This is a genomic window from Desulfovibrio inopinatus DSM 10711 (genome assembly GCF_000429305.1).
Classification (GTDB): Bacteria; Desulfobacterota; Desulfovibrionia; order Desulfovibrionales; family Desulfovibrionaceae; genus Alteridesulfovibrio; species Alteridesulfovibrio inopinatus.
In genome coordinates this window covers 1-25,789 of sequence record NZ_AUBP01000031.1, presented here as the reverse complement: position 1 = coordinate 25,789, position 25,789 = coordinate 1, and the positions used below count along the sequence as shown (strand labels likewise).

Genomic DNA, 25,789 nt, shown 5'->3' with positions numbered 1-25,789 from the left:
ACTTACTGCGTCGCGGTATTGATAACGATATTATCCACCAGTACGGCGGTATCGTAGATCGTGTCGCCCTTATCTTGGACTTCAAAACGCATATCCACGTCCTTATCGGCGTATCCCGACATGTCCACCGTGGCCCCACGCCATCCGCTCTTGAAGCAATCGCCCTTTTCGTCGATGTCTTCCACCTCGATCAAGCCTGTACCACACAACGAATCGACCGATGTACGGAACACTTCGGCTTCATTGATGAGCACGCGGAATGTATCGTCATACCCCTTGTTGCAGTAGTCATTGAACTCGGCCGAATAGAAGTTCCACGAGAACGTCATGTTCGTTGCCCCGGCGGGTACGGTGAAACTCTGCGAGAACGACCCGTAGGAAGTGGTTCGACCAAGACCAGACGAGATAATGGCCATCGTTTTGCCGCTCGTAGGAACATCGTCCTGCATGGCCTTGATGGCTCGAGCGTCTCCACTCTTCGTCCACGACTGGAGGCTTCCCGCACCGTCAGGATCTTCAAAGTCGGGATTTTGCAAGCTGTTGTCATACTTCAGCTTCCCATTACCCGATAAGACAAGCTTTGTACCATCACCATCATTGTTACCGTTTTCAATCGCCTTATCAAACCCTTCCTGCGCGGTCTTCTTGTCTTTGAGCATCGTGGACAGCACCACCCCGGCGCGCGACACGTTCCAGGAGCGATACACCGATTCGTCAAATCCGAAGAGTGCCCCGGCACCATCCTTGCGCAGCACCGAGCCGAGCGTATCGTTTTGCAAACTATGACAGGCTCCGAGCCAGATCAACGAGTTCGGAAAATTGTCGTTGTACTTATCGATAAACCACGGCGTGACCAACATTTCACCATCCGTCGCCACAACAATTCGCCCCGTAACAATGTCCGAAACATACGTGTGATCCACGATATCCACAAAACTGGTGCCGACATAGGTTCCAGTGGTCAACAGCACCATTTTACCGTTCCAACTCATCATGGAGTTTTCAATGTTATTCACAATAGTTTGCCACGCGGCTTTGACCGTCGGGTCAGTAAGGCTTGCGACTACATTTTTCAACTCGGTCAACCAGCTCGGTGTGTGGAAGCTCCAATATGCTCCATGCGTATGCAATATAACCGTTCCATACTGCGACCACGTCTTGAACGCATCGAGAATTTCAAGCGTTGTGCGTTTCGGATCGACATTCGCGGAGGCATCGGAACCGTTGAGGACGGTTGTCGACGTCAACTTTGGCTTTTCCGAACCGGTAATAACCGGCCATGGGCCGTTGGCATCATTCATCTTCGTGCTATGCACATGCTGCCAGTAATACGGATCAAGAAAGAGCGCACTCTTGTTTTTGATGATGTTTTCGTCAGCGGTAGCACGTGTTGTCCGTTTTCCCGAGGGAAGAAACGTGGGATACTTGGCACCAGCCACGACTTGTGGCACACCGCCCGACCGATCGAGACTCGTTGTCGTCGCATCAACCGGTGGTCCCACCACGACGGCCCCCTCCGGCACCGCCGGGACACCATCGTCAAGACTGGATTCCCATTGTGAGAGATCAAAAATCGTTTTCTGCATCATGAGAAATGGAACGTCCTTGAAGGCAAAGACGACCGCATTTTCCCCCTTGGTGGCAAAAATCGCATTGCTCATGGAAGAAATGTGAGAAACAAGAGAATCCTGCGCGTCATTGACTGCACGCAGATATGCGGATTTTGACCGATACATGGAGGATACCGGTGCAATGTTGTTCCAAAAGCTGTTGATATCGGTACTGACTGTTTCCGCCTGCGTGATATGTTCCTGCGATGGCGCAGCATAGACTTCCAACAATCCAAGCGATGATTGCGCCGTATCGTTCAAGTCCGTTGTGACAGCGGCTCGATAATACTGAAAACCTTCCTCCGTTGGGGAAAGCACCAGCTTGGCCGTAAACACTCCATCATTGAGGATATCGTCACCACTTGCTCCCTGGAAATCGCCATCATCAAGCATGGTCGCTGCTTGAGTCCCTAAGTGACCATCTGCATCGGAGTTGTATAATATAACAGTATAGGTTCGACCTGGTTGTATATCTACACCGAGAGTACAGTACACTGTGGTCGAGGTGTCTGTTTCAATTTGCCCAGGATTGAAGGTCGGTAGACTGTTAATATCAACGCCCGTAGGGCTTCTGGTGACAGTGATGGTTGTCAGGACTTTTGAGCCATTAAGAAATTGAATTGTATTATCACCCAAGGCAAGTTGAATCGATGCCGTACTAAATTCATACGTCCCAACGACACTCCCCGACGTATTATTCGTCGTATTCCTCCACGTCAGCGAAGTGCTCCCCGAATAATACCCAGAAAGTACAACTGATGTTGCCGTCGTTTCCAGCCAATTGTTTTCAATGTCTTTGACGACAACATACGGTACTGTTTGTTGTGCTGTAACAGCTCCAACGATTAAGACGAAAATATCATCGTCATCATTGGCTGCGTAGACTGAATGCAGCGAGAGAATACAAAATACGAATACAAGCGTAGATATCAATAGCTTTCGCATTACAAACCTCCATGCTCTTGTACAATTCAGTTAACGAAAGTATTTTTCAACGACACACTTGCTATATATGTAAATTTATTGCCAAATGAGCACCACACCGAAGAGTAAACAATTTAAACAAAAAAATCCACATAATTAGCATAAAGAGCGTAACCAAACAGGCTCAACATCAACACAACAAAACTACATTTTACATAATCATTTTTTCTAAAAAAAGAAGAACACAATCATTCTCTACGATTGAGTATGCATGAGGTGGCGACACACCAAAAATAACAACACATACAACGTGAGCGATACAAATCAACAAAGCAATTCCAGCAAGTCCCCCAATCTACACTCAAATGAATCCATAAACGCAACATACGCTCATAATTATGAATGCAATAAACTCGCGTGAAAAAGGAAGAGAAAGCTCTCTTCGCTTGACCAGCATTCTCCCCATTGGCATGATGCTGAAGAAGACGAAAACCCTCCTCCACCTCAACCACACGAGATTGCCGTATGCATCCAATCAAAATGACCATTTATTCCGACTACATTTGACCATTTTGCTATATCGGCAAAGGTCTTGTCGAAAAATTGAAAGAATCCTACCCCATTGCTGATACATGGCTTCCCTTTGAAGTCCACCCTGAAACCCCACTCAGCGGTGTTGCCATAAAAGATCGCTTCCCCGGCTGGGATATCGACGAGGCGGTCGTATCCTTCAATAAACGATGCGCACCATTCCGCATCACCTTCGGACACTGGACCATACTGTCCAACTCGCACCTGGCCCTTGCCGCCGGAGAGTTTGCCCGCGACCACGGGCAACACGATGCCATGCACGAAGGTCTCTTCCACGCCTGCTTTACAGAATGTCGCAACATTGGTGACATGGGCGTCATCCTCGACGTCGCCCACAAGATCGGGTTCGACAGCAGCGCTCTCGAACGCGCCCTCACCCACGGCGACTATGAATCCCGCCTGATTGAAGCAGCCAAAGAAACCCGAGACAAAAACATCACCGCCGCCCCGACATTTTTCATCGAAGATCAACCCCGCATCGTCGGTGCCGTAGGCATAGAAATCTTCAAAGCCGCATTGGATAAAGCCATGGGAAAAGGCTTGGAGATATTGGGATGAGGTGGGGAGTATTGAAGGGAAATTGAAGAAGAGGCGTGTCCCGGGGTGGGAGGCGCCTTTGTTATGCTAATAATTAAAATTTGAAAAAACTCAGAGAGTCTTCCCCACCCTACACCACAACCTTCATCAAATACCCAAATTGCCCAGCTCGCAGACCATCTGTTCGATTGCTGAAATACATGGCGTTGATGTCTTCGGGAGAATAGCCTTCAACGTTTGTAAATCCGATTGCTTGCAAATCGTTTTTCAATGTACTGGGGCGAAAAAAGCCTCGCCAGGGCTCTCCCAGTCTGCGCACTCCAAGCGACAACAGGAGAAAAACCATCGAGCGCAGTATATTGCGCCAAGGGGGAGGGATCATGTAGTCGAACACGATGACACTCCCTGGGGCACTGCATGCAAAGAGATCGTTCATCATGCTCATCATCATCTCTTTGGTGAGATACATTGAGACGCCAAGACACGAATAGAACGTCGGTTCATTTGTTTTGACTCCGGCTTCTTTGAGCAGAGATGGCAAGGATTGGTGGTCAAATTCCGCAGGAATGAAGGATACAGATTCCGGAAGCGTGATGTTCGCTTCTTTGAGCCGCTGGCGTTTCCATTTTTGTGTGGCGGGATGATCAAGCTCATAGACCTGCAATCCGTCTACAGCATACGGATTTCGATAGGCAAAGGTGTCAAGCCCTGCACCAAGAAGAACATATTGACGACAACCGCGCTGTATCGCTTGAGCAAGTTCATGCTCTACAAATTCACTTCGTGCGACAACAAGAGCCCGAATATACTTCTCCATTCGTAATTTATACTTTCTTTGAACACGGATATCAGACGCCGCTTGACTCCCTATGATACGCAAAGCCAAAGGATCATCAAATATCTTTGGCGTATCAAGAAGCTGATGTGCTGCACGCATCAAAGCAGTGTGATATGCCGTTATACTGAAATTGTTTTTTCTCATAAAACTCCCCCTCTCTGGTCAGTCTCTACAACATCAGAAAGAATACTCGACCAATTGAATACATATGACACGACACAGTCCTGTCGTCAAGTTTTATACAACAAAATCAGACAATTAACTTCTTGAGTTTTGAAAATTGCATTGATACAATGAGAGCATGCTTAATGGAAAAAACGTATTTTAGGCAGTATTTGCATTCAGGCCCGACGATGTACCACTCTCGTCTTCAGCTTCTTGGAAATGATATACGGCTTCATTTCAACGACAGAGCAATCACACTTCCTTCCTGACCATTACGAAGCATACGCTTCACCCTATTCCGCTGACAGATTCTTTCCTCCAAAAAAAGAATCACTGACGCGATGTTGTCGGGATTCCAGGCATATTTTTTGCCTCATGGACTGCGTTGTTCCATGCAAACTGTATTCGTTCCTTCATGAAACAATCACGTGTCGCACAAAAAACAATGGAAATGTTGCGATATCGATGCAACATCTTTAACAGATTCACAGAAGAACCATCGCCACAGGGGAATGTACAAGGGGAAACAACGAATTTTTATTTCCAAAGCGTAATCCACAAAATCGCGAGTCGCACGCCAAACTCGATGAAATATTTGTAGAGTGCAGGCAAGGCTCAATAACGCACCAAACATGAAACGCTACGGGTTTCATCTGTAACGGAGGTATGTATGCGAAAAGGTAGTTTGGTGGTGAGTATCGTCTTCCTCTCCATATTTTTTTTGGTCTCCTCACCGGGAAATGCCGCGGAATCGGATGACGATGTCATTTTGGATCTTATTCCGACAATACTCTCGCACATCAGAAAGTCATCGGATTCCCTTCAGGTTCATCTTCAAGGAGCAACACAACTCTATACCCTCGACCAGACTGTTATTCCCGCAACAACAACCCGTTCTTCCAACGTTCCGCTCCGCTATACAGTAACCTCTGAACAACAGCGCACCCGCACATCATCAACAGGTACCGGCTCCAACCTGTTTCAAGTCTCGTCTGACGGCACCACGCAAATTGCCCTGTCGGCTCCCGATGGCAACGTCAAAGCACTCTTCACCGTTCTGGGACCGCAGGGGGAATATCTGTATATCGCGCTCGATTATACAGACACCGAGACTTTATCCATTATCCAAACCATCGGGTCCGGTCTCATAAAAGCCAACATTTCCACTGATGACTGGACAGCGGTTGCCCCAGGCTATGTGGTGGCAACGCTTCCCGACGACTATTATACAAAAGTCCAGGGAGGAAAAAAGCCAGTCCAATTCGATCAGGCTGGAAACATATTTTTCAATGGCTATGCCGTGCAAGACGGCGTTGTCGACAACGCCACCTCGGGTGGGGTGTATCGCATTGCCAATGAAACCGTGACCAAACTCACCGACGATGCCCAAACCATCGATTTTTTTCTGGTCATGCCTTCGGGTGAAATCGTCTATCAGGCGAGCAATAGTCTTGATTCCACAAAGCTCTGGTTATGGAAAGAAAGCGTCAACAACATAGACCTGACCAACGAGGCCGTTGACTCCCTGGATCAAGATGATTCGAGCACCATTTTCTTCAAGGCCGGTGAGCAGTTGATTTTTCTGCGCTCACTGGACGAGGGAGGCGTGATTCGGGCCGGCTTCCCAAACACGACCCCATGGATCAGCCGTGGTGACGACGGCAAGCTCTATGGCGTCCAGAGCTCCGGTACGCACCTGAATGTTTATGAAGTCCTGCCGTATAGTTCCACTGTACTGCATGATGTCGACGCCGGCTCACAATCGTCATTTTCTTTCAATGACACCCCGGTGCAAATGTCCAAGGGGTATTTGTATTATGTTGCGCAAATCGATGGCAACGACGGTCTTGGTACGCGCGACGTCATCAACGTTATGGGCCTGACGAATGGCAACACCGTGACGTTGCTTGCTGAAAGGCGGTACGAAATCTATGCCTGGAAACAGGATGGTGGCGGAGACAAGCTCTATTTCACCGCCAGGGACAAGGCCGCATCGTCGGCAACGATGGTTTCCGGCGTCATCGATACATTACAATTGAAAGCCGGTCGTCCTGAATCGGAATTTCTTACGCTGACTCCCGTTGCTTCCGCTACGGAAGAAGCTGCCAATGTCAAAGATATCGAAATCCTTTCGCCTCAGGTTCCTGCGGCGGACACAGGATATGATCCACTTGTCATGCAATACTATGTCGAGAGCCCGTATTCTCAAGGGATCTACTTCTCGAAATATATGGATCAATCGTCTGTGGAAAGCCTGCTCTCTTTGACCGATGCTTCCAATAACGACGTACCATATATTCCTGTCTGGTTCCTCCAAACCATCCACCTTGTTCCCAATACAGGAGAAGGCGGCATACTCGGCAGCGATTACAGCCCGCTTTCTAATGATGTTGGATATACCGTATCAACGTCATCAAACATACAAGACAAGTGGCATTGGTATTTAGCATCGGGAACACTTGGATATGATAAACATTTCGAGTTCTCGTCCGGAACGACATGCTCGTATGCGGTGTCTCCTGCTTCACTTTTCTTTGGTGCATCCGGTGGAAGTGAAACACTCACCGTCGCCACAACAACAGGCTGCTCTTGGGATGCGTCGGTCAATGAAGATTGGCTTTCCATAACAGGAACAAACGGCAATCAAAGCGGGTCCGTGACGATTCAGGCTACACAAAACACGTCTACAGAACCACGTAATGCCATCGCCGCGGTTGCAGGAAAAACAATCAATATATCCCAAAATGGAGCCGAAGAAAGCACGTGCTCCTATGAAGTCTCTCCCTTGAAAGTGACGTTTCCTGGGATTGGCGGCACCAAACAATTCACCATATCGACGCAATCCGAGTGCTCCTGGACGGTGACAAGCGCATTGAGTTGGCTCTCGGTTTCCGCGTCGGCCGGGCAAGGCAGTGCAACCCTCTCCATAACGGCGTCGACCAATGAAACGGACCAGGACAGGTCAGGGAGCATAACGGCTGCCGGCAAATCTGTTGAGGTGTCGCAAGAGACAAAACAGGAAGCATCCGGTGTATTGCCTGATACCGGTGTGACCAAGTGTTATAATGGAGATTCGCAAATTTCCTGCCCATCCCAAGGAGAAGCATTCTATGGACAGGATGCGCAATACAATCCGGTTGCTCAACAGCAGTCGTTTACCGACAACGGCGACGGCACCGTCACCGACAACATCACCGGACTCGTGTGGGCGCAAGACGATGATGGCGAAGGACATACATGGTATGAAGCCGTGGAATATTGCGATGCGCTGACGCTTGGTGGCTTTTCCGATTGGCGGTTACCCACAACGAACGAGTTCATCAATCTCGCCGATTTTTCGCGGTATTCACCACCCGTTCCTCCGTACTTTTACTTTACGACGGGATGGTACTGGACGTCCAACAGCGTGGCGTCAGATGATTCGCTTGCCTGGAAAATTGGTTTCAACGCAACGTTGGATCAACACCACACCAGTAAGACAAGCTATTATCGTATCCGTTGTGTCCGGTAATATAAATAAAACAAACACACGGCATTCAATACAAGGAATTCAACAATGAAGGCTTCATTTCAACGACACTTTGGACTGTTGGCATGTCTCACCCTTTTCCTTGCACTTGGAATACACTCAACAACGTATGCCGAATATCTGCTTATGGACGATGAAGTTGTCGACACGACAACGCAACTGACGTGGATGCAGTCGAACGACGAATACAAGCGGACTTGGGAAGAAGCGCTCGACTATTGCGAAAACTTGACGCTCGGGGGGGAATCCACGTGGAGACTCCCCAACATTAAAGAACTTGCCTCACTCGTAAACCAAGAACGAGAGGCACCGGCAGCACACTACTTTTTTCAGGGTAAAAACAGCTCATACTGGTCAAGTACAACCGTACGAAAAAATGGAGGCGACGTTTCGTCGGCTTACATTGTCAACTTTTATGACGGCCGATTGAGCTCAAGCAACAAAACATCACAACTCTACGTCCGTTGTGTTCGTTCTACACAATAATGCATTTGCATACATTGCCTGCATAACTGGAAACACCACAACACACCGGCTGACATGTATGAAGTCAGCCGGTGTGTTGTGGTTTGAAATATCAATTTTATAATGCGAATTCTAGAAGAGAACCCAAGTTATGATCAATTTCAGTATAGGGAGTATGCTTTGTGTCAACATTTTTCAACAACACAACAGATCATATTTGGTTTGTTTCCGTTTTTTAGCAATCATTCTTTAACGGATGTAAGATTTGTAATGGTATTTGTAAGTCCATCCAAAAGCACCTGAAGTTGACCAGAAATATCATCCTCGACATTGTGAAATAAACCGTCCACCTCTTCCAGAGGTCCAGCCACATCTTGGTCGTTGTGTTGTCTATTCAAAACGCCATCGCGTCGTTCAGTCTGCAATTTTGATCGAAGTTCATACGAACCATCTTCATTTTCCTTTACATATTCACTTCCTGTAATTTTCACATCAGACTTGAGAATATTGTTCTCGTATGTCTCATAGTGATGACTTGACTCGTGTAAAAGTACGGTTTTATCTTCTTTCGTCAGTCTTCCTCCAACAGTAAAATCATAGTCTCCTCCGGTACTTGTTCCTTGACTTCCTTCGATGGATTCCAATCGTGAAGAGGCTGTATCTTCCTGACGATACAGAAGTTCACCATTTTTGTAGCCTTCTTCAGTCCAAGCAAAATCATAGATGGCATCTTCTGAAGCTATTTCATCAACAGATTTCAACATATCAACCTTCTTTTCGATTGATTTCAGTACATTTTTTCCTAGCGTATCTTCAAAGAATGTATCTTCTGTTGATGCCTCATACGCCATACCGGATAAAATTTCTGATGCTGCGAGAGGCGTCGTGTCTGCGTACGATTCTTGATCGATATGAAACGTTTGGAAGAAAGACATAGTATCACTTGCTTCTTGCATGATACTCTCTGACGATGAAAAGTAACCACTCCCGTGATATGCAATAACTCCATCTTCATACAACGATATTTCAATGTCTGATGGAGATTCACGTGTGCCATCTCCATTATTAAAACGCATCGAACTCACTATTTTTCCATCTTCATCATAGTTTGTTAATGAAGCATGAGAATTGCTTGAAGAAGAACTGTGTTGAGATGATGTATGCGGATCTTGGCCTTCATATGCCGTTGAAGATCTATTCGTTGTTATATGAAAACTCAGATCTTGCCCCATTTTTAGTTCTTGACGCAATTGTCCATTAACATAATCTTGAATCTCCACAGAATAGTTAACATTTTGTGTATCGTTTGTAATCGTTCCAGATAAATCCTCAAGACTTACATTTTGTTTTACTTTTCCTAAATCAAAAAGAGAATCCATCTGCAACGCTGACTTCGTTATTGACGACGACGCTACATTGGTGTGATCCCCTTCGGCTCGTTTGGAGTACGTTGTTTCCAATTCTATGGAATCACGCATTTGTCGACTGACCTCTCCCGCCTCATCATACCAGGAGACCGTTCTCGAAATTTTTGCCGTTGTTTCACTATACAATGCATCGTGCAAACCGGAGACTTCGACATGTATTGTCTGTGAAATATTCCGATCAAGACCATAAATCTCCGTGTCAAGAACAGCTCTATCTCCATCTAAAGCGCCATGTATTTTTTTTACTAATCTTCCATCCTTATCATATTCTTGTATTTCAACCCCGCTTCCTTCTATTGATATAACCTGCGAACCACCATTATCTAAAGAATGTTCTCCCTCGACAAACCCAAAGAGTCTTGCCCATCGTTCCACTGCATTTGTATTTTTCAATCCCGTGCTTTTGGTTTGAAGCGCACGGCCTTTTTTTGAAATAGAAACTGTATCCTCAGAACTTTTTGTATTGTTCTGATCTTGCTGTGAAACGTTTTCAACGTCTTGGAAATCTGTTTGCAGAGAAGAAGAGCTGGTAAGAATGTGGTTGACGGAAGAAGAGATAGTCGTTGTCATGACTTTATCCTTCTATACGAGAAGTATGATTGAATTAAATTATGAAAACCCAGTACAACAGTCAAAAATCGCTCAATTTGGTTATAATTTTCCGAATCCGTATGTTTGCCCCAAGCTCGCTGTATTGAAGAATACGTTTGCTTTCGCACTGAGAGAGGTAAATGCTGCGATCACGTTTTCCACATCTATGCAGTATCCACCTGGATTTTTTTTACGCCAACAGTGATGTTTTTGAGAATAGACAACAAACTCAAGCCGTTTTCTCTTCAATTCATCCCAGGAGAGGCGCAGGGCAAGCACAACACACTCTTCGGCGATGAGCGTCTTCGAGTCAGCCGAGCAAACCTTGCTCCATGAAAAACTGAATACGCCTCTTTCAATATACGACAATTTTATTTTTTGCTCAACGAATATTCTTATGCAACACCAGAAAACACAAACAAACAACTCTACATATCTACACTATCTATCAAATATTATAATGCAATATATCACATTCAATTCAAGGAATCAGGATGCACCAAACAGATGCTTCAATTCAGGGGGGACGTTTCGCGACCTTAGAAGTGACATGACACAGCCACTGCTCAAAGGAGCACAAAGTACCTGATCAGCTTCCCTGCGCGCTCATTCATCTCAATGATTGATTTTGTCCGGCGCGGATAGCCAGGATAAGAATACCTTATCCTACAAATGACGGGCACCTCCAAGACCGAAGCCGAACACGTTCCCCACCCTCTGTTCAAACACCGCACAAAAATTCATTTGTGATCTTCCAAGCCCCAGTCTAAACTCCTCGTCCGCGCACGAGCACTCAGTATAGTAAACACAATTTGGAGAAGACAACACATGACCATTCTCACACTCTTGGGCAGTGCCAGGCCCAAAAGCAATACGGCGACGATTCTTGGATGGGTGGAAGACGAATTGAAGTCACAAGGCCATACGGTTGAGCGTATCAACGTAACGCGCAAGACCATCGGCGGGTGTATCGGGTGCGCCAAATGTCGAGAAAAAGCTGAAGAGATTGGCTGTATCCAAAACGATGACGCCATTGAAATCATGGAGAAGATGATTGCAGCCGATTGTGTGCTGTTTGCATCTCCGGTCTATTTTTGGGGGTTCACGGCGCAGCTCAAAGCGTTGATCGACCGGACCTACTCACTGGTCGTCAACTACCATACGCCAAATCATGCTTCGCTCATGGAAGGCAAAAACATTGCCCTGCTTGCCACGGGCGGGGGACAATTTGAAAACAATGCCGACGGCATGTTCACGGCGTTTGATCGTCTCAGTGGATATCTTTTGACAAAAAAGGCTGCTGAACTGTTTGTTGGTGGATGCTCTACGCCGGATGCACTGCCGGACGGCACCCAGGAGCGCGCCATTGAACTGGCTTGCGGGCTCTGTTTATAGAAGCACGCGGTATTCGATTGCATACGACGGGGTGGATCGAGTCTGTTCGATTCACCCCGTTCTTTGTCTATATTTTGAGTATTTTTCGGTAAAGAGAGGGCAACGCCTCCGACTACTCAAGAAACTTTTTGAAAAAAGTTTCTTGAGCATCTTCAAAAACTTCTCACGGTTAGGATGAGTCGAGAAGGGCTGCGCTGTGTATTCCAAATTGGAAGAACAGCACGACATGCACGACTTCAGGCCGCAGCGGGCTCTACACAATTTCTCCCTTTACGTTTCGCCTCGTAGAGTCTCTGGTCGGCGGCTTCAAGCAGCGCTTGGATATCTTGATCTCCTGTTACGTTCAGAGCAGCAACGCCAATGCTGACGGTGAGAACGTGCCACGACGTGAGAACATTGGGTATTTCCATTGATTCTATCGTGTTGCGAATTTTTTCTCCCAAGAGAATCGCGTCGGCTTCACTGGTGCTGGGAAGAATCAGGGCGAATTCCTCGCCTCCATACCGAGCGACGAGATCGCCGGACCGCCTGATTTGCTCCGACAGAACACGGGCAACGGTTTGAAGGCATGCATCTCCTTCCGGGTGTCCATAGGTGTCGTTGAACACTTTGAAATGATCCACATCGATCATAGCCAACGACAAAGGTTGCCCAGTCCGACGGGCACGAGCCCATTCGGATTGCAGCGTGTTGTCAAAGCAGCGCCGGTTCGCCAGCCCGGTGAGCGCATCGGTTTGCGACATCAAGGACAATTTTTCGTTGATTTCTCGCAATTCCGTTGTTCGCTCTTCAACGGTCTTTTCCAGCATACTCTTTTGATTCAACAGCTCTCTTTCCACGGCACGGAGAGACTGGGCATTTTCTTCATAGAGAGAAAAAATGCGATTGGCATTTTCCGCAAGAATACCCAACTCTGTTTTTTCGTGATGCTCGGGAATTCCCACGTGTCGGTGTTCGCTTCCCGGCTTCAGCATGGTGATGTCGGCAATCAGACGTTTCAAGGGTTTGACCAGCGTCAAGTTGAATGCGGCAATAAGGCAGAGTGCAAGGGCGAAATTTCTGAACATGCCACTAAAAAACGTCATGAGCGCACGCTCAAAAAAATCGAACATTTCGCTATAGATATCAAGCGAGACATCCATATGCCCTACGTTGCGTTTTTTGACTCCATATTCGAGGGTAATGCTGAATTCAGGGTTGGCATCCGAAATCGTCATAAAAACATCGCGCAACAGTCCGGCCGGAGGCAGGGTTTCCTTGACCGCATAGACATCGCCGAATTCATCCACCAAGGCTGCGCGATAGACGGTTTTGTATTCCATCAACCCATCCACCACGATGCCCGCCAAAGAGCGGTCTACGGTGTACAACGCCTGCGAGGCCGGCTTTTCAAGCGTTCGCATGACTTGAATGATATTCGTTTCAAGTCGATCTTTTTCTTGAAACCAATCAAAGAGCACCTGGGTGGCGCTCAACAATGTCCCAATGACAAAAGCGACACAGACACAAGTCATAGCCTGTCGATAAGCCAGGCTGTTTACAAGCGCGACGTGACTCATTCAATCTGCCCTATTGCAAACCGAAATGAGCATTAAATTTCGTGAGAAATTCGTCTTTTCCTTCGTTCGGCAGCCATTTCTCAATATATTCCCGGCGTTGCACCGTGATATCCGGATCAACCAGGAGCGCTTCTACATCCTGGATAACCTGCTTTCCCAGCGGAGTTTTCGTACAAATCACATGATGCACCGGATTTTTCCCTGCCTCGATAAATGGCAGAAATCGCAACGTGTCGGCATGTTCCGGCCCCGCCGTAAACGTGGCGGCCCACGGATAATTCACCGTATAATCTATCCGTTTTTTCAACAGCATCTCGTGCAGTCCCAGGCCGACGTCTTCTCCACTTCGCAAAAACACATTCGGTTGACCATTGTGCGCTGCAACAACGGTATCAATGACCTTGCCATACGACATACGATCGGAGACACCCAAAATAAGAGACTAATCTCTGATCACTTCTTCCAGCGAGGCCGGAGAACCGAACTTGGCAAACTTGTCGGCGTCTTCCGCCCTGAACACCAGCTGAACAGGAGGAAGAAACGTCGTGTTCCCCTCGGAAATCCATCCCAATCGTTTGCGTTCTTCATTGACAAACAAGGACGCGATACACACCTCGTTTCCCTGCTCCATTTCCGACATGATGCGACTGAGGTTCGCGACTCGAACAGAATGCTCGTACTGCGGAAGGTGTGCAATGAGGAGATTGAGAATATTGTCCATATATCCCTGGCCGGCGTACTCGCCTTCCACGATATACATGGGTGGATAATCAAATCGGAGCCAATGAATGGTTTCTTTACTGAAGGCGCGTGATGGGAATATCGTTATCCACAGACAGACAACGGCAAACAGAAACTTCTTCCAGAATGGTATGAGAGCACGGCTCCCAGACTGAGCGTTCATACGACGAATCATGTGCAATCTCCTTACATCTCTTGATTGCATGGCCAAATTCACAAAGAGTACAACGTCGTTTCATTATTTCATATTTTGAAGTTTTCGTCTCCCCCTCTGTGCACTGACTCGTCAGTCATACGACACAAACAAAACGCACTCCTTCTGAAAATGGGGACAAAACTGAACGATACCGTCGAATCCTGTCACCTCCTTTTCGTCTCTATGCCTGTTTCGTCGCCCATTCGTCCAGATACAAAGAGGTGTTTCCCATGTTCACGTCATTGAACGCTACAGTATACATAAATCGTCATGACATGGTGTGCCGAGAGACGGAAAGACACCCACCGTTCTCATGCACAATATTTGCTCAATAATGATACACCAGTTAATACCAGAGTATCATTAAAGCAATGGAGATCACACCGACAGAACGCACCTCACAAGAATATCTCGGCACAACACAATATATCATTTCTGCCAAACATAAAACGGATGCCGCCGCGACTCCCATCCGTCCAAACCATGCTGCTGAATTTCGCGTAGATTGTCTTTCGGCATGCTCCCGCATCGTGGCGATAAAAAATCAAATTTATCGCAGTCATCAAGCCCATCGCATTCCCAACAGCCCTCAAAGCCTTTGTCCAAGCAACACTCCATAATCGCACACGGCTTCCCCGAACATCCCCCACCCGACCGACACGGACGCTCACACTGCGTCGTCGCCAGCGTATGCAAGACGTCAGCAAATTCCTGCCAATGCCGAAAACCCTGCCCAAACGGACTTTCAATGGACGCATATTTGTCGAACCCAAGAGCAACAAGATGCTCCTCAAGCTGCCGGGCCAACGTGCTGTACTGATTATGAAGATGCAAACAATCCGGACAATAGATGCCGCAATACGCGGTATTGTTTTTGGTGGTCATGCGAGGAATGGTATCGGAAGAACGGAGGGGGAACAAGTTTGGGGGAGGAACGCTTCTTCAAAGATTGAGGACAAGGGCGAAAGAAGGATCTGAGATGCCCCCAAAACGCCCCCGAGCTTGCCCGCCGCATCCGCGGACGGTCCGCCAGGGGCTTCATTCCTTTGTCCCCCGCCTCCGGCGGCTTTAGTGACCTCGAAAAAAACGAAAGCCTACGGTGTCGTCGCGATTATCCGGCCCGCCCCTGCCGCGGTACGCAGAACGAACGTCCCCGGCGTAGAAGATCCAAGACCCACCACGAATGACACGGTTCTCGCCTCGATCAGGACCAATGGGGTCAGTTGTCACGCTCTCTGGGTACTCGCCATACCAGTCAGCACACCATTCCCACACATTGCCGTGCATCTGGTACAATCCCCACGGATTACATGGTAGCGCCTTCACCGGCACGGTTCTCTTACGGTATATCCCTTTTTTCCCATCACGGTATGGAGAGTGACCCTTATAATTCACTTGATCCGGAGTGATATTCTCCCCAAAAGAAAAAGGAGTTTCTGTACCGGCTCTGCACGCGTATTCCCACTGCGCTTCTGTGGGCAATTGCAACTCTAATCTCGAATACAGTCCGTTGATGCGTTGCAATAATTTCTGGCAGTCTTCCCAACTGACTTTCTCCACCGGTAGCTCGGCCTCATGAGTAAAATGACTGGGATTCTTGCCCATGACCGCCCTCCATAATTCTTGGGTACATGCGGTGTCGGCCAACCAAAACCCGGACGTGAATACGACTTCATGTTGTCTTTCGTCATCATCCCGTCCAATCTCACCTTTCGGCGATCCCATGAGAAAACGACCGGGGCGAATCCAACGCATGACTTGCCGCACACCAGAAACCTCGAACGCCGCCCACAGGCCATATTGATCTTGCCCCCAGGCACACGCCCATTCCGGTGGAAATGGGGAAGGAGGTTGGTTTTTGTCTGAAAATTTTGGGGGCATGATTTGTGTCCTATCGCGCACAGTCAATCACTCAATGCTGGAATAGAAAAAAACGCATATTGCATTATCGAATCTCACAGTACTGTTCTGCAACCGGGAAAAAGCAGAGATTCTATAAATCCGGCTCTTGCTTGTCCGCCGCATCCGCGGCCGGACCGCCAGAGCCTCCCCCTCATGCCCGCCTCCGGCGCCTTATCGACCTCGAAAAAAACGAAAGCCTACGGAGTCGTCGCGAGAATTCGGCCAGGCCCAGTAGCGGAACGCAGAACGAACGTTCCCGGCGTAGGAGAACCAAGTCCCACCACGAATGACACGGTCCCCGCCCACATCAGGACCACCGGGGTTGGTTATCACACTCTCTGGGTACTCGCCATACCAGTCAGCACACCATTCCCACACATTACCGTGCATCTGGTACAATCCCCAAGAATTGCACGGTAACGCCTTTACCGGAACGGTTTTCTCACGGTCTATCCCCTTTTTCCCATTACGATATGGAACGTTACTATTATAATTCACTTGATCCGGAGTGATATTCTCCCCAAAAGAAAAGGGAGTTTCTGTACCAGCCCGACAGGCGTATTCCCACTGCGCTTCCGTGGGCAATTGCAACTCTAATCTCGAATACCGTCCATTAATATGTTGCAAAAACTCCTGGCAATCTTCCCAACTGACTTTCTCCACCGGTAATTCAGCCTCATGAGTAAAATGACTGGGATTCTTGCCCATGACCGCTGTCCATAATTCTTGTGTACACGTCGTGTCGGCCAACCAAAACCCCTCAGTCAAAACCACTTCATGTTGCCTTTCGTCATCCCCCCGTTCCGGTTCATCCTCCGGCGACCCCATGAGAAAACGTCCAGGCTGAATCCAGCGCATGACCTGCCGTACTTCCGACACCTCAAAAGCCGCCCATAAGCCATATTGATCAATGCCGTGCTCTTGTGTCCAAGAAAGGTCAGGAACTCCATGCACACTAAGATATTTAATTTGCGATAAATTTATCCATCGACCGCATTGTTTGTTTCTTGTTGCTTCACTTCGAGTCGGTTCAACGCCATAAAAACCAATCCGCTCATCAGGAAAAGTCCACTTGATAGTCGCATCACTAAGAGGAAGACGTGCAAAGAAAGCAGAGTCAGCCATACCATTTTGAGCTGGCCACAAAATATCCTGTGTCCCATGGTAAAGCGCCTCCGCCCATGGCGGTTTCTCCATTGTATCGAAAACAACGGTATCTCCCTCTGTGCTCACAGATAACGGCCCATACGCGGGAAGCGGTAAAGTATATCTGTCGCTCAACGTATGCTGCACTGCGCGCCCATCCTTCGATACGGTGATCATGCCTCGCGCACGAATCCGGGCCAAAACACAGCCCAAAGGAAACTCGCCTTGTTCTGTGTCGTCGCCTTGCTTGAAGACCAGCGTCTCCCCGATCTGAAGAATTCGCCATGGTGTTATCGGTTTGACGTCTCTCCCTGTACTCTTCGCAATATCTTGCTCGGTCATGACGGGCGGTCGATCACCCCCATGCGCAATTTCTTCGAGAAATGCCTCGACAAATTTGCTGCGCAAAAACTGCGCCTGCGGCATACCTGTAATCCGCGACGATAGCCGCCAACCAACACGCCGCAACCATTCTTTCACCGCCTCCGGGTCCCCCATGTCCGACTGCTGGTTTTGAAACCAGCCGAGAAACTGCACCAATTCACTGTCAAAAGCGTCATCGTCCTTGTCGGGACGAAACACATATTGCGCAAGCCGTTCTTCCATCTGGACTTCCGGGGGCAAAAACGTATGAAAATGGCGGATACATTGCGTCGCACTCCGGCAGAGAGAGGGCTCAAGCGTCTCAAACTTCTTTCTATACGTTTCATCGTTTCCACATTGAAATGAAAAGGCGAGAAACGTCGAATCAACCGCTTCATGATTCCACACCATCCCCTCGGTCCCGACATCGGCAAAGGGGATAAGCCTCCTCAAGGCGCGCAACAGTCGCGGCTCCACTCGTACAGCAGTCGAACAGAGTGTAAGAAGCGTTTCGATATCCTCACTCTCCGACACCGTAGAGACGGATTCACGCGCTTGTGGCCCGTTCAAACGAGGCCGTGGGACCGTGTCATCCCAAACAACTCTATGAAAGATATGATCATGTCGTGCATCCCAGAATCTGCTGGGAACCGGAGTCAGCACAACAGGACGGACGCCCTGTTTCTGCAGCATAACACCAAATCGACGCCATGCTTCTTTTTCCTCTTCCCCACCATAGACCCCAAGGTCGGAAAGAATAAGCAGCGGCACATCAAATGGACGAGGATCAAAAGGAGTATGTGACAGAGTGTGCGGATCATAGTCCAGACCAAACGGCCCGGATTTCAAACGCGAAACCCTAAGGCGAAACGTCCCGAGACAAGCGGTGAGACCATCGACCACCTGATTGAAATCCCCCCAAAACGGGAAAAGTCGCGGCGAGTTATCCACCACAACACGCGCCCGATCCGCCCACGTAGAACGTGTTTTTCGTGGAATATGCGTCAGGAACTCTCCGCGGGCGATGTGCTGTACGGCCTCTTCCACGTCCGGTTCGCGCGAATGCTGCTCGCCACACAACACACGTTTGAGAAACGGCCACAATCCAGCCCACGGGACGATGGGAGAAAACGGCGGAGAAACGTTCGTTCTGATATCGGGGAGTTCGGCGAGTTTGGGGAGATCTGTTGGGAATGAATCGTGTGTGGTCGCCTTGCGTTCGCGCTCTTTGACATGCCAGAAATGCGGCATGAGGGGTGGAGAAGATTCGGACTCAACGTGTCCAGCCATCGTCGCTGTTGAAGTCCCATGTAAAGCTATCTCTCCGTCTACAAAAGATTGTCCCTTGGGAGCCGGAGCCGTATACGTATACCCCAACAAGGCGGCAATACGCTCTTCTTCATCGGGAAATGCCTGTAACAGGCGAACCAGATCGCTAAACCCGACAGCGGCATGGTTTCGACCAGACGTAGGGTTGCCCATGATTAACGGCGAGCGTTTTTGTGTAATGTGAACGAAGCAATGCGTTTTAAAATTGCAGCCCCATCCAGTCCATTTGATTTCTGGTGTTCTGCTTCAAGCAATTTTTCATACGCACATACAAAATCGATATACTCGGCCAATCCTGGGGTATGACAACCTTGTGCATGTTCACGTGCCGTCAACAGCATGTCGGCCATTGTGTTCATGACGTCATCAGAAACAGTAGTCGTGTGTTTCCGTGCACGATCCTTGAGCCACGTCTTTTGATCCTCGTTGGGGAAATCCATGTGCAAAACAAAACACCGCCGCAAAAACGCCGGGGGCAACTCGCGTTCTTCATTGGTGGTGATAATGATAAGCGGAGGCTTAACAGAGGCTTGCTGAATGGGAACATCAAAACCAGGTACTTGAAATTCTTGATCGGCCAACGCGCCCAACAAGGAATTGGGAACATCCGCATCAGCCTTATCGATTTCATCAATGAGCACGACCCAGCCGGTCGTGTCAGTCCCCGGCGCGACACGTTCCCTCACTTTCGAGGACGGACACGCCCCTGTTGGGCATTGTATAAATTGGTCGTATGCCTGTTTCGGCTGAAAAGCCCACCACAGCACACCAGGAGAAGTATACTTTTTTCTATCCAAGAGCTCAGCGACCTGCTTCTGGTCTATATTGCAAACCGCGGTTGCGTCTCCCAAACGTCGCACGCCATCAAACTGCCACAGCAGGTCATTCGGTTCGGTTTTGGCCGTCACGACTTCAGCAATACAATGCCGCTGCAACTCGATTGCGGCAGCCCGTGCAAGAGAACTTTTCCCAACCCCCGGTTCGCCCCGAACAAGCAAAGGGCGGTTCGCTGCCAATGCAGCTTGTACGGCAAATTTGTGATTTTCATCCCATTGGTATTGGCTGAATCCGGAATAAGACATATTTTCAGAATTATGTTGCCGTATATTCTCTTGAATTGTTTTCATTCTATACCTTTAACTTTTAAATCTGCGTTAATGTCTTTTGAAAATTGCCGAATAAATTTCTCATTTAATAAACAAAGGTGATTATCTCCCTTCATTCTTCTAACAATAACAACACTAGGAAATATAGACACAAGTTTTTCTATGGCGCTATCTCCCACATAATAAGGAAGGACAGCAATCAGATAACTCGGCACATCATCTTTTAAAATCCTTCGAGATCTATCAGTAACATCATCAATAGCATCTTGATAAATAGAAACAATTTTACGTTCATTGTTCTCTGTTAAGAAAAAAGCATTCATCACTGCTGTAATTGTCTCAGGATACGAAAAATCATCTATACTACTTTTATCTCCAATCCCACCCTCAATACAAGATACTTCAGAATAATATTCATCAATATTATTGATATCAATTCTCTTTGGCAAAAAAAATGAGATAATCACATCTAAATCAACCAATTTTTTACTATGAAACTGACATTCATAATGGCTTTTCTCACAACCATTTACACATAATTTGACAACATTATTGTTAATACTCTTCTCTTTCAGGAGGCCAATCAAAAGAATAAGACCAATGATATCACTCCTCAACCTATCATCCATGGGCATATTATTCTTTCGTAACTCTCTTACTGAACTCAGTATTGCATCTGAAATTTCTGTAAATGTGTTTTCTTCATGGCTAATAAAATTACGAAACAATGCAAAGCAATTCTGTTCGATGTTATCATGAATGAGTTTCGACGCAGATCTTTTTATGATGTCCTGGATACGTCGTTCGCAAATCATCAACAAAGAATAACACAACACTCTAACCCGCTCTTCATGGTCATTACTTTCGCCTTTAAATAATTCAATTTCTTTCCAATTCGTTATCACTGATATTACAGACGACAAGTTATTTTCAAAAAATTCGTAGTCTTTACCTATACCACTATTGATCAGAAGCTCTTGGATGGAACTCAACTCTTTGAGAATAAGCAATTCAGTAGCACTAGGTGTATCGAAAATAACAATAGAAAAAAGAGGGATTAAAGTTGTCATATACGTATCAAATACATCTTGAGAAGAAAGCTGAAATGATTTTGATTTTTCTTTTAGTTCTCCATATTTGATATTGTTTTTACAGACAGACAAATCACATGTTGACTTTATATAATCCTCGCACAAGTCGTAAATATCAGCAACATGACCTTCATCAATTATTTTCTTCAAAAAAAGCCTAGGGGAAATAATATTGTCTGAAATGCGTCGCTCCCCACCCAATTGATCACGCGACAATTTTTCAATTTCTTTTTGTAGTCTATCTAAATGAACATTTGTATAGCTCATTCGTATCGTAGAGCTTCGTGATTTGAATTTTTTCACTATACTTACAACGAGAGGAATAGTCCCCAAATATGTACAAATATTAGGTCCATGATTTGCAAGATAATCATAGATCAAACTCATGCCGTAACTCACTTTTACCTCACAACACCTAAAGCATAGAACAAATTGATTACACAAAAAAACACACGATAAAAACTATCAATTTTACACATAAATAAAAATGTCATAGAATATAAATCTAAATTTATATTTCTTCAAGGTTAATAATCTAGTCTTTATCTGTACTCTCCCAATAAAAAAACGGCCGCATAAAGCGGCCGCTCTGTTTTCATAAAGGGTATAATACTACACAAAACGTGATGCCTGCCTCTTTTGAGTTGACGGTATACGCTCAGGTGTCATGTCCCCGTTTTCACCGTCGCAATTTTAGCGCGTACCGGGATATTGTGGGAGTCCAAACCTGGCTCTTGACCGTGCAGGTCGAAGTCGAGTTCGACACCGGGGCGGAACATGAGGGTATGGGTGGAGCCACCGAAGTGGAACATGCCGAGTTGATCGCCCTTGTTGACGTGTTGGCCTTCGTAGACCGTGACTTCGTTGGACGAGACTTCGGCCATACCGACGAACATCGTACACATCAGGCCGATATCCGGGTTATCGGCGTCGATGCAAACCAAGGCGCGGGCGGCGACATTGGTGATATAGCCTTGCGACATATTGGGGCCGGCCGGGTCAAAGCCTTCGCTTTGTGCTTCGGCATAATAGGACCCATCCAGCAGTTTGGTTCGTACCACCCGTCCACTGACCGGGCTATGCCAACGGTGATAACTCAATGCACTGAGGAACGCTTGATAGATGGTTCCGCCCACAAACTGCTTTGCCATGGGATCGCCGCCGAACATGTGGGTCAAAGAATACGGCTGACCTTTGATCCAAAACGTGTCACGAAATTTAACGTTCGTTGCCAGACGATACGGCGCAGACTCGCACGCATTGGCCACCACAGCATCATTCTCAGGCTCGGCCACGGGACGCCGTCCTTCGCGAAACTGGCGAGTGAAAAAGTCATCCCATGACGTAAATCCATAATATGGCGCCTTGGGATCGCAGATAAAGTCGTCCACAAAGGTCGGCATCGCTTTTTGGGCATCCCGACCGAACCAACCGTGTTCAGGGTCATCGCTCAATACGTAGCGTGAATCAGGGGATTCAAGGAACACAGCCCATTGATTAAGAATCTTCTTCAACTGGCGATTCACTTTTGTATTCAAAAAGGCCACGGACCCAGCCTGCGTGCCCATAGGCCAATCCAAAATCGCATTAACGGGAAACCCAACCAAGCCGGTTGTGTTGAATTCCGGTGCCTGTGTCAAAATAACATTCATCAACTGCAACATCTGGTGATAATTTCGAATTTGCGGACTGCCGGTGGGATCATTGGCATATTCCGGCGTGCGGGGAACCTGATTGAACATCTCAGTAAACAGCATGAAGAGTTGAGGATCTCTTTCAATCAGTCTTTTGAAGTCTCGAATGACAGGCAACAGTGGACGTTGTACCGTCTCGGCTTCTGTTTCCTGAATGAGCTTTGCTTTCCATTCGTCCAACGTGTGTTGATCCGACGGAAGCCACTTCCCCACCTGATACGGTGGTGATGCCGCTGGCGTATCCGCCCAAACAGGCGGCACCGAAACAGCAATCAACACCAGACACAATGTGCCAACGACACCAGCCAACCACAAACGCCTTTTCATACACGCCTCCCTCTACCCGTTGAAGTGATATTGTCCTCTGTCATGCCATTCGGTTCGCATTTCCACATGGGTTCATCACAGGCGTTAGCACAATTTTGACACGACATTCCATCATCATTCTCTTTATGTGTTGTAAGAAAAAATCATTTCTTAAAATTTTTTCTCAAATCCCCCAAGGAATACACACTCGTCTCGCCCCCCTATACAATCGAATTGGAGACAGTTTTCATGATCTCCTATCGACAATATAATTTATTGACCATATGGAATATGATCAATAGTGCATAAAATTGAAACGTCATACTGAAGCTCATAAATGAACCATCATACTAATAAGACGAAAGAAACATATATCATATGGACATACAATATTAACTTCAACATTTCTGAAGGAAAACAGTATGAAATTATCTCTGATTCTTGCACTCTGTGTTCTTGTTTGTTGCCCCTCCCTATCGCTCGCGAAACAATCGGCATACCATGCATCTCCCCAAGAAAAAACGTCACCGCACAAGCCAAAGAAAAAAATCATTATCGATACAGATATGGGGTGGGATGACACCTTATCGACATTGTATCTGATGAAACGACCCGATATCGAAATCATCGGAATGTCCGTTACTGGCTGCGGTGAAACGAATTTGCGATGGGGCAGGGTTATTGCTCGAAGTTTGATGGACTTGGGAGATCGCGCTCACGTTCCCGTAAGTGCCGGGACAAGTACCCCGATGAAGTTCGACCATATATTCCCACAAAACTTTCGCAACGATATGAACGACCTGATGGGGCTCTTGGGAACAATCAATCCGACGATAGACGTCAAGCTCGATCCGAGGCCGGCTTGGAAACTCCTCTCCGACCTGTTGAACACAACCAAAGAGCCCGTGACTATTTTATGTCTCGGCGGATTCACCAACCTCGCCATGATGTTGAAAGAATACCCTGATACAAAAATTGATATGATCAAAAACGTCTATGCCATGGCTGGAGCCATTTTTGTCGATGGCAACGTTGCCCTGCTCAACAATGCCCGAAAATCATGGGATCAAGGGCCTGTCTATGGACAAAACTATCGCGCCGAATGGAATATATTTGTCGACCCTTTGGCCGCAAAAACGGTGTTCGAATCAAAAATTCCGCTCACATTGATTCCTCTTGATGCTTGTGACTACGTTCTATTGTCTCCAAAAGTCGTCAACACCATCAAAGGCAATGATTCGATTTCGCAACTGGCAAAAAATATTCTGACAGAAAAAGTCGGACCGCATAAAGAAGGCATCCCCGTGCCTATTTTCGATCCTCTCGCAACCATGGTCATGGCACACGGTCTGAAGAACTACGAATACGTCTCGGTCTATCTCGACGTTGATATCCAGGAATCCGAAGAACACGACACCTGCGGTCGCCTCATTCACGTCGACAACGGATCACGCAAAATCCGCGTCATCCAGGGGGTTTCCAACTATCTGTTTGCAAAAGATTTTGCGGCGGTATTGAACAATAATTAAACGGCTAGATCGCTTGAAATCATAATGCTCCCGATTTTTAGCTACGAGAAACGGCTCTATTCTCTTTTGACGAAGAATAGAGCCGATGTCTCGACCGAACTTGCAGCACAAACTCAAACTACCTTTGAACACTATCCCCATCATATAGTTATTCAATAACTTTATCATTATCGCGGCCCCCTGTATTATACTGCGACAGTCGAAAATATTCTCGGTGTAACGACTGCGACGATATGACGTTGGAGGAACTCATATTTTTGCCGACATCGAGCAACAGACACAACACATACTTGTTATCTTCTTAAATCTTTGTTCAATATTATCAATACTTTTTCACTATTCAAACCGGAATTCAAAAAGAATAAATTGCACAATGTAGATCAACAATATTATTGTGCAGGGCCATCACCGGGCAAAATGAAAAATGAAGACTAGTACATCGTAAAATTTAAGTCTTCGCATTTGTATTGCAATAGGCTATTCTCTCTTCACTAAGAAGGAGAAGGAATGGCGCCGCGCTACAAAGTGACACTGACCCAGGAAGAACGAGCTGAGCTTGAGGCAATATCATCTAAGGGAAAAAGGGCTGCGCGTACTGTGCTTTACGGGCGTGCATTGCTCCTTCTCGACGCAGGAGAACATGGCCCCAAGTGGGTTGTCGCTAAGGTCGCTGAAGCCTTGGGAGTGACCACTCGTAGCCTTGAGCACTTAAAAAAAAGATTTGTAGAGCAGGGGCTTGAGGCCGCTATTGAACG

Annotated in this window: 17 protein-coding genes and 1 pseudogene; 6 read left to right on the top strand and 12 right to left on the bottom strand. The window is 47.2% G+C overall.

Annotated elements, in window-relative coordinates; translation table 11 throughout:
- Positions 1 to 2: 2 nt before the first annotated feature.
- A complete protein-coding gene (locus tag G451_RS0118195) occupies positions 3 to 2,555 on the bottom strand; it encodes a hypothetical protein (protein WP_027185375.1) in 2,553 nt (850 codons plus the stop codon).
- 558 nt (positions 2,556 to 3,113) lie between these two features.
- Here G451_RS0118195 and G451_RS33755 point away from each other — a divergent pair.
- Positions 3,114 to 3,683 (top strand): DsbA family oxidoreductase, encoded by a 570-nt coding sequence (locus G451_RS33755; RefSeq protein ID WP_084448642.1) that lies wholly within the window; start codon positions 3,114 to 3,116, stop codon positions 3,681 to 3,683.
- Between the two features lie 109 nt (positions 3,684 to 3,792).
- On the opposite strand, the gene G451_RS0118180 is transcribed toward G451_RS33755, so the two are convergent.
- On the bottom strand, positions 3,793 to 4,644 hold the full coding sequence (locus G451_RS0118180) for a class I SAM-dependent methyltransferase (RefSeq protein ID WP_027185372.1): 852 nt from the start codon (positions 4,642 to 4,644) through the stop codon (positions 3,793 to 3,795).
- A gap of 691 nt (positions 4,645 to 5,335) precedes the next feature.
- On the opposite strand from G451_RS0118180, the gene G451_RS0118175 reads away from it, so the two are divergent.
- Positions 5,336 to 8,176: an Lcl domain-containing protein gene (locus G451_RS0118175; protein ID WP_027185371.1), complete on the top strand. Its 2,841-nt coding sequence runs from the start codon at positions 5,336 to 5,338 to the stop codon at positions 8,174 to 8,176.
- Between the two features lie 45 nt (positions 8,177 to 8,221).
- Positions 8,222 to 8,680 carry an Lcl C-terminal domain-containing protein gene (locus tag G451_RS0118170; RefSeq protein ID WP_027185370.1) on the top strand — a complete coding sequence of 153 codons (459 nt, stop codon included), beginning with the start codon at positions 8,222 to 8,224 and terminating at the stop codon, positions 8,678 to 8,680.
- A 221-nt stretch (positions 8,681 to 8,901) separates the two neighbouring features.
- Here the strand turns inward: G451_RS0118170 and G451_RS0118165 are convergent, their stop codons facing one another.
- The gene (locus G451_RS0118165; protein WP_027185369.1) at positions 8,902 to 10,656 is read right to left on the bottom strand and encodes a hypothetical protein; all 1,755 of its coding nucleotides are present in this window, start codon (positions 10,654 to 10,656) and stop codon (positions 8,902 to 8,904) included.
- 849 nt (positions 10,657 to 11,505) lie between these two features.
- On the opposite strand from G451_RS0118165, the gene G451_RS0118150 reads away from it, so the two are divergent.
- The gene (locus tag G451_RS0118150; RefSeq protein WP_027185366.1) at positions 11,506 to 12,072 is read left to right on the top strand and encodes a flavodoxin family protein; all 567 of its coding nucleotides are present in this window, start codon (positions 11,506 to 11,508) and stop codon (positions 12,070 to 12,072) included.
- Positions 12,073 to 12,308: 236 nt separating this feature from the next.
- On the opposite strand, the gene G451_RS33050 is transcribed toward G451_RS0118150, so the two are convergent.
- From G451_RS33050 to G451_RS0118105, 9 genes are all read right to left on the bottom strand, one after another.
- Positions 12,309 to 13,631, bottom strand: coding sequence for a GGDEF domain-containing protein (locus tag G451_RS33050; RefSeq protein ID WP_051261654.1), 1,323 nt, complete (start codon positions 13,629 to 13,631; stop codon positions 12,309 to 12,311).
- A 10-nt stretch (positions 13,632 to 13,641) separates the two neighbouring features.
- On the bottom strand, positions 13,642 to 14,046 hold the full coding sequence (locus G451_RS0118140; RefSeq protein WP_156921706.1) for a hypothetical protein: 405 nt from the start codon (positions 14,044 to 14,046) through the stop codon (positions 13,642 to 13,644).
- A gap of 27 nt (positions 14,047 to 14,073) precedes the next feature.
- Positions 14,074 to 14,547: a hypothetical protein gene (locus G451_RS0118135; protein WP_027185364.1), complete on the bottom strand. Its 474-nt coding sequence runs from the start codon at positions 14,545 to 14,547 to the stop codon at positions 14,074 to 14,076.
- A gap of 450 nt (positions 14,548 to 14,997) precedes the next feature.
- Positions 14,998 to 15,453, bottom strand: coding sequence for a DUF3795 domain-containing protein (locus G451_RS0118130; RefSeq protein ID WP_156921705.1), 456 nt, complete (start codon positions 15,451 to 15,453; stop codon positions 14,998 to 15,000).
- Between the two features lie 183 nt (positions 15,454 to 15,636).
- Positions 15,637 to 16,449 (bottom strand): formylglycine-generating enzyme family protein, encoded by an 813-nt coding sequence (locus tag G451_RS0118125; RefSeq protein WP_027185362.1) that lies wholly within the window; start codon positions 16,447 to 16,449, stop codon positions 15,637 to 15,639.
- A gap of 192 nt (positions 16,450 to 16,641) precedes the next feature.
- On the bottom strand, positions 16,642 to 19,461 hold the full coding sequence (locus tag G451_RS34820; protein WP_211236364.1) for a formylglycine-generating enzyme family protein: 2,820 nt from the start codon (positions 19,459 to 19,461) through the stop codon (positions 16,642 to 16,644).
- Between the two features lie 2 nt (positions 19,462 to 19,463).
- A complete protein-coding gene (locus G451_RS30255) occupies positions 19,464 to 20,435 on the bottom strand; it encodes an AAA family ATPase (protein WP_051261653.1) in 972 nt (323 codons plus the stop codon).
- Complete coding sequence (locus G451_RS0118110) at positions 20,432 to 21,892, bottom strand: hypothetical protein (protein ID WP_027185360.1); 1,461 nt, start codon at positions 21,890 to 21,892, stop codon at positions 20,432 to 20,434. The genes G451_RS30255 and G451_RS0118110 overlap by 4 nt, the downstream gene beginning before the upstream one ends.
- A gap of 278 nt (positions 21,893 to 22,170) precedes the next feature.
- Complete coding sequence (locus G451_RS0118105) at positions 22,171 to 23,526, bottom strand: phosphatidylserine decarboxylase family protein (RefSeq protein WP_027185359.1); 1,356 nt, start codon at positions 23,524 to 23,526, stop codon at positions 22,171 to 22,173.
- Positions 23,527 to 23,927: 401 nt separating this feature from the next.
- On the opposite strand from G451_RS0118105, the gene G451_RS0118100 reads away from it, so the two are divergent.
- Positions 23,928 to 25,034 carry a nucleoside hydrolase gene (locus G451_RS0118100; protein WP_084448641.1) on the top strand — a complete coding sequence of 369 codons (1,107 nt, stop codon included), beginning with the start codon at positions 23,928 to 23,930 and terminating at the stop codon, positions 25,032 to 25,034.
- A gap of 507 nt (positions 25,035 to 25,541) precedes the next feature.
- Positions 25,542 to 25,789: pseudogene (locus G451_RS0118095) on the top strand (helix-turn-helix domain-containing protein); the annotation flags it as partial.